The organism is Streptomyces phaeochromogenes (genome assembly GCF_001418655.1).
GTDB classification, from domain to species: Bacteria; Actinomycetota; Actinomycetes; order Streptomycetales; family Streptomycetaceae; genus Streptomyces; species Streptomyces phaeochromogenes.
The window spans coordinates 1-5,541 of the sequence record NZ_LIQZ01000571.1; the positions used below are offsets into that span (position 1 = coordinate 1).

Annotated in this window: 6 protein-coding genes; 5 read left to right on the forward strand and 1 reads right to left on the reverse strand. The window is 67.7% G+C overall.

Annotation, left to right across the window (positions count from 1 at the left end; translation table 11 throughout):
• Positions 1–243: 243 nt before the first annotated feature.
• The 5 genes from sdhC to AOK17_RS45975 all read left to right on the forward strand — a co-directional run bounded on the left by sdhC (position 244) and on the right by AOK17_RS45975 (position 5,196).
• Positions 244–624 carry a succinate dehydrogenase, cytochrome b556 subunit gene (gene sdhC / locus AOK17_RS45955; protein WP_079053671.1) on the forward strand — a complete coding sequence of 127 codons (381 nt, stop codon included), beginning with the start codon at positions 244–246 and terminating at the stop codon, positions 622–624.
• A gap of 7 nt (positions 625–631) precedes the next feature.
• Positions 632–1,117, forward strand: coding sequence for a succinate dehydrogenase hydrophobic membrane anchor subunit (locus tag AOK17_RS45960; protein ID WP_055618602.1), 486 nt, complete (start codon positions 632–634; stop codon positions 1,115–1,117).
• A 19-nt stretch (positions 1,118–1,136) separates the two neighbouring features.
• A complete protein-coding gene (gene sdhA, locus AOK17_RS45965; RefSeq protein ID WP_055618603.1) occupies positions 1,137–2,894 on the forward strand; it encodes a succinate dehydrogenase flavoprotein subunit in 1,758 nt (585 codons plus the stop codon).
• The gene (locus tag AOK17_RS45970) at positions 2,894–3,673 is read left to right on the forward strand and encodes a succinate dehydrogenase iron-sulfur subunit (protein WP_055618604.1); all 780 of its coding nucleotides are present in this window, start codon (positions 2,894–2,896) and stop codon (positions 3,671–3,673) included. The genes sdhA and AOK17_RS45970 overlap by 1 nt, the downstream gene beginning before the upstream one ends.
• 440 nt (positions 3,674–4,113) lie before the next feature.
• Positions 4,114–5,196, forward strand: a complete 1,083-nt coding sequence (locus AOK17_RS45975) for a M48 family metallopeptidase (protein WP_245697828.1) — start codon at positions 4,114–4,116, stop codon at positions 5,194–5,196.
• Positions 5,197–5,353: 157 nt separating this feature from the next.
• Here AOK17_RS45975 and AOK17_RS53140 read toward each other — a convergent pair.
• The coding region (locus tag AOK17_RS53140) for an ATP-binding protein (RefSeq protein WP_483855192.1) at positions 5,354–5,541 on the reverse strand (188 nt) is incomplete at its 5' end.

Here is a 5,541-nt window from a genome sequence, read left to right on the forward strand (position 1 = left end):
GCCACAACCAACCCGCACCCGGCAAAAAACCCAAACCCCCACCCCGGTGGCCACCCCCGCACCCCTACGGAGTAGCCCGTACGTGTCCCATATGACTGCCGGTTCGATCACATCGGTAGGCCCCCCGTAAACGTTCCGACAACACGTCGCTACGATGGCCAGGGCCGGTGGACCGTACCCGGCCGGGCCCGTCCGACACAGAAGCCGGCGCGGCCCCAATCCCCGCTCCCGGAGGGTTCTTCCGTGCCGGCTGGAACGCTGTACCGCGGCCGGGAAGGAATGTGGTCATGGGTGGCTCATCGAGTCACCGGCGTCCTCATCTTCTTCTTCCTGTTCGTACACGTGCTGGACACCGCTCTTGTGCGTGTCTCCCCCGAGGACTACGACAAGGTCGTAGCCACCTACAAGACGCCGATCGTGGCACTGCTGGAGTACGGCCTCGTCGCCGCGATCCTCTTCCACGCCCTCAACGGCCTGCGTGTCATCGCCGTCGACTTCTGGTCGAAGGGCCCGCGCTACCAGAAGCAGATGCTCTGGACCGTGGTCGGCATCTGGGTCGTGCTGATGGTCGGGGCCCTGTACCCCGTACTCGGCCACGCCGCTCGTGAAGTCTTCGGGAGCTGACGCCAAAATGTCCACCACTGAGAAGACCGCCGCCTCCGGCATCGGCCCCGTCGAGGGTGCGTCCCTCTACGGCGTCGACAACCCGGCGCCCCTGATCGAGGCCCCGCGCAAGCGGACGAAGAAGACGCCGAAGTCCACCCGTGGCAACTTCGAGATGGCCGCATGGCTGTTCATGCGTCTGTCCGGCATCGTTCTCGTCGTCCTCGTCATCGGCCACCTGCTGATCCAGCTCGTCCTCGACGGCGGCGTCTCCAAGATCGGCTTCGCCTTCGTGGCGGGCCGCTGGGCGTCCCCGTTCTGGCAGACGTGGGACCTGCTGATGCTGTGGCTGGCGATGCTGCACGGCGCCAACGGCCTGCGCACGGTCATCAACGACTACGCGGAGCGCGCGAACACCCGGCTGTGGCTCAAGGGCCTGCTCTACACGGCCACGGTGTTCACCATCCTGCTGGGCACGCTGGTGATCTTCACCTTCGACCCGAACATCCGCTAGAGCCGGGGCTACGAGAATCATGAAGATCCACAAGTACGACACAGTCATCGTCGGCGCGGGCGGCGCCGGCATGCGCGCCGCGATCGAAGCGACGAAGCGCAGCCGTACCGCCGTGCTCACGAAGCTCTACCCCACCCGCTCCCACACGGGCGCCGCGCAGGGCGGCATGGCCGCCGCGCTGGCCAACGTGGAGGAGGACAACTGGGAGTGGCACACCTTCGACACGGTCAAGGGCGGTGACTACCTGGTCGACCAGGACGCCGCCGAGATCCTGGCGAAGGAGGCCATCGACGCGGTCCTCGACCTGGAGAAGATGGGCCTGCCGTTCAACCGCACGCCGGACGGCACCATCGACCAGCGCCGCTTCGGCGGTCACAGCCGCAACCACGGCGAGGCCCCGGTCCGCCGGTCCTGCTACGCCGCGGACCGCACCGGCCACATGATCCTCCAGACGCTGTACCAGAACTGCGTGAAGGAGGGCGTGGAGTTCTTCAACGAGTTCTACGTCCTCGACCAGCTGATCGTCGAGATCGACGGGGTCAAGCACTCCGCCGGCGTCGTCGCGTACGAACTGGCGACCGGTGAGATCCACGTCTTCCAGGCGAAGGCCGTGATCTACGCGTCCGGCGGCACCGGAAAGTTCTTCAAGGTGACGTCGAACGCGCACACGCTGACGGGTGACGGACAGGCGGCGGTCTACCGTCGCGGTCTGCCGCTGGAGGACATGGAGTTCTTCCAGTTCCACCCGACCGGCATCTGGCGCATGGGCATCCTGCTGACGGAGGGCGCCCGCGGTGAGGGCGGCATCCTCCGCAACAAGGACGGCGAGCGCTTCATGGAGAAGTACGCGCCGGTGATGAAGGACCTGGCGTCGCGTGACGTCGTGTCCCGCTCCATCTACACGGAGATCCGTGAGGGCCGTGGCTGCGGTCCCGAGGCCGACCACGTCTACCTCGACCTCACGCACCTCCCGCCGGAGCAGCTGGACGCCAAGCTCCCGGACATCACGGAGTTCGCGCGTACGTACCTGGGCATCGAGCCGTACACGGACCCGATCCCGATCCAGCCCACCGCGCACTACGCGATGGGCGGCATCCCCACGAACGTCGAGGGTGAGGTCCTGTCGGACAACACCACGGTCGTCCCGGGCCTGTACGCGGCCGGCGAGGTCGCCTGTGTGTCCGTCCACGGCGCGAACCGCCTGGGCACGAACTCGCTCCTGGACATCAACGTGTTCGGGCGCCGTTCGGGCATCGCCGCGGCGGAGTACTCCTCGAAGGTGGCCGCGCACGTCGAGCTGCCCGAGGACCCGGCCTCGCTGGTCGTCGAGCAGATCGAGCGGCTGCGTTCGTCGACGGGCAACGAGCGCGTGGCGGACATCCGCCGCGAGCTGCAGGAGACCATGGACGCCAACGTCATGGTGTTCCGCACCGAGCAGACGATCAAGACGGCCGTGGAGAAGCTCGCGGAGCTGCGCGAGCGCTACAAGAACGTCTCGATCCAGGACAAGGGCAAGCGGTTCAACACCGACCTGCTGGAGGCCGTCGAGCTCGGCAACCTCCTGGACCTGGCCGAGGTCATGGCGGTCTCCGCCCTCGCCCGCAAGGAGTCCCGCGGCGGTCACTACCGCGAGGACTACCCGAACCGCGACGACGTCAACTTCATGCGCCACACCATGGCGTACCGCGAGGTCGGCGACGACGGCACCGAGTCCATCCGTCTCGACTACAAGCCGGTCGTCCAGACCCGCTACCAGCCGATGGAGCGTAAGTACTGATGGCTACCCCCACCCTGGACAAGGCGGACGCGGCCGGCACCCCCGAGCCCGGTTTCGCCGACTCCCCGTACATCACGGCCACCTTCCGCGTCCGCCGCTTCAACCCCGAGGTCTCGGCGGAGGCGGTCTGGGAAGACTTCCAGTTGGAGATCGACCCGAAGGAGCGCGTCCTGGACGCCCTCCACAAGATCAAGTGGGACGTGGACGGCACCCTCACGTTCCGCCGGTCCTGCGCGCACGGCATCTGCGGCTCGGACGCGATGCGGATCAACGGCAGGAACCGTCTTGCCTGCAAGACGCTGATCAAGGACCTCAACCCCGAGAAGCCCATCACGGTCGAGCCCATCAAGGGCCTGACGGTCCTGAAGGACCTGGTCGTGGACATGGAGCCGTTCTTCCAGGCGTACCGCGACGTCATGCCCTTCCTCATCACGAAGGACACGAACGAGCCGACCCGGGAACGCCTCCAGACGGCGGAGGACCGCGAGCGCTTCGACGACACCACGAAGTGCATCCTCTGCGCGGCCTGCACGTCCTCGTGCCCGGTCTTCTGGAACGACGGCCAGTACTTCGGCCCGGCCGCGATCGTGAACGCGCACCGCTTCATCTTCGACAGCCGTGACGAGGCGGGCGAGCAGCGCCTCGAAATCCTGAACGACAAGGACGGCGTCTGGCGCTGCCGCACCACGTTCAACTGCACGGACGCCTGCCCCCGAGGCATCGAGGTAACGAAGGCGATCCAGGAAGTGAAGAGGGCGCTGATCACACGCCGCTTCTGACCTCCACGGTCGTACGTTGACGAAGGCCCTGCCTTCCCGGACTTTCTCAGGTTCGGGGGCGGGGCCTTCGTCGTGGACACGGCGGCGGGCCTGGGCATGTGCGGCCGACGCGATATCCGCCCGACCGAGGCCTGTTGAGGGCTTGCCGAGGGCTTTACCTCGGGAGGCCGGAATGATCAGCTGTGCCAGGTCAGAAACGGAGCGGCCTCTGGGGAGGGGCCGAGGGGAAGGGAGATCGCCCGGTGCGCACCATCGTCGGGGATACGACGCAACCGTGCCCGCAGTGCGGCGCGGGGATTCACGCGGACGGCCGGTTCACCACATGGTGTGCCGGCTGTGACTGGAACGTGGATCCCGAACAGCCCGACGATGAGCCGGGGAGACTGGAGAGACGGCGCCGAAGACTCGCCGGCCTTCATGGCGAAAAACTGCTTGCCGAGGTGGCCGCCGGAGAGACGCTGCGACCGCGACGCGACGCCGCGGGCCTGGCGGCCTACCTGATCGCGCTCGCGGTGCACGGCGTCACCACGGCGCTGACCATCGGCGCGGTGTGGTTCGTCGTGACGGGATGGGGCGGTGCGGGAGCGGTTCTCGGCTGCTTCCTCGGGGTGCTGGCGTGGACGTTGCGGCCCCGCTTTCCCGGGCTGCCCGACGACGAGCCCCTGCTGCGCCGGGCCGACGCGCCCGCACTCTTCGCGCTGATCGACGAGGTCGCGGCCGTCGTGGGCACCAGAGGGGTGGACACGGTTGCCGTCAACACCGAGATCAACGCGAGCGTGACGACGTACGGAATACGCGGCCGTCGGCTGCTGACGGTCGGCCTCCCCCTCTGGGAGATCCTCAGCCCGCAGGAGCGGATCGCCCTCCTCGGACATGAACTCGGTCACTACAGCAATGGGGACACGAGGCACGGACTGATCATCGGGAACGCGCTCCGCTCGCTCACCACTTGGCGCTACTTCATCGACCCGACTCCGAACCCGACCCTCGTGGAGGCGTTCGTCAATCTGGTGTTCCTCGTGCCGCGTTCCCTGATTCAGGGGTTGCTGATGCTGCTCGACCGGCTGACCCTGCGTGCCACGCAGCGTGCCGAGTACCTCGCCGATTCGATGGCCGCCCGCGCCGGGTCCACCGAGGCGGCAGCGGCGATCATGAACCGCTTTCTCGTCGTCTCCTCAGCCACGACCATGCTGCAACGCGAGGCCAACACCCAGCAGGTCGGCCGACGCGGCACGACGGACCGGGAGCCCTGGCAGGGGTTGTGGGAGCGTCTCGGCGCCCATATGAAGTCGATCCCGGAGAGCGAGTACGAGCGTCAGCGACGAGTGGCGGCCCTCCGGGGACACAGCGTCGACTCGACCCACCCGCCTACCCACCTGCGCCATCAGTGCCTCCTCGTAGGGACGCCCCTACCCGCCGCCGTGACGACGGACAGCGACGGGGAGTCCCGGATCGCCACCGAACTGGCCGAACCACGCAGGGAAGTGGCCAAGCGGGTCGTCAAGCACGGGCTCGGCGGCTAGGCGCTCCACTGGAAGTCCGGTATGACACCTGCGGGTGGATCGTGACTGGTGACTGATGACGCAGTTCCCGCGCCCCTTTCGGGTTCTGCCCAACCGCACCGGACTTCGCAGGGGCTGCTTGGTGCGGGGCACTTGGGCATGCCCGATGGGATGGGCCCTACTGGATGGGCGGCGTTCCGACTCGCGCGGGGTCCGCGTGCGTGCCCGGCGCTTGTGCGTCCGGGGTGCACCACTCCGCCCACACCTCCTTGCCTCCGGTCGTGCGCCGCCCGTTGACGAGGAGGTAGTGCCCCCACTCGTCGGCACACCCGCGCATGAGCCAGAGCCCGCGGCCGTGCTCCTGCC

Coding starts and splice junctions, on each gene's coding strand:
- sdhA (WP_055618603.1), top strand. CDS start 1,137: ATGAAGATCCACAAGTACGACACAGTCATCGTCGGCGCGGGCGGCGCC.
- AOK17_RS45960 (WP_055618602.1), top strand. CDS start 632: ATGTCCACCACTGAGAAGACCGCCGCCTCCGGCATCGGCCCCGTCGAG.
- AOK17_RS45970 (WP_055618604.1), top strand. CDS start 2,894: ATGGCTACCCCCACCCTGGACAAGGCGGACGCGGCCGGCACCCCCGAG.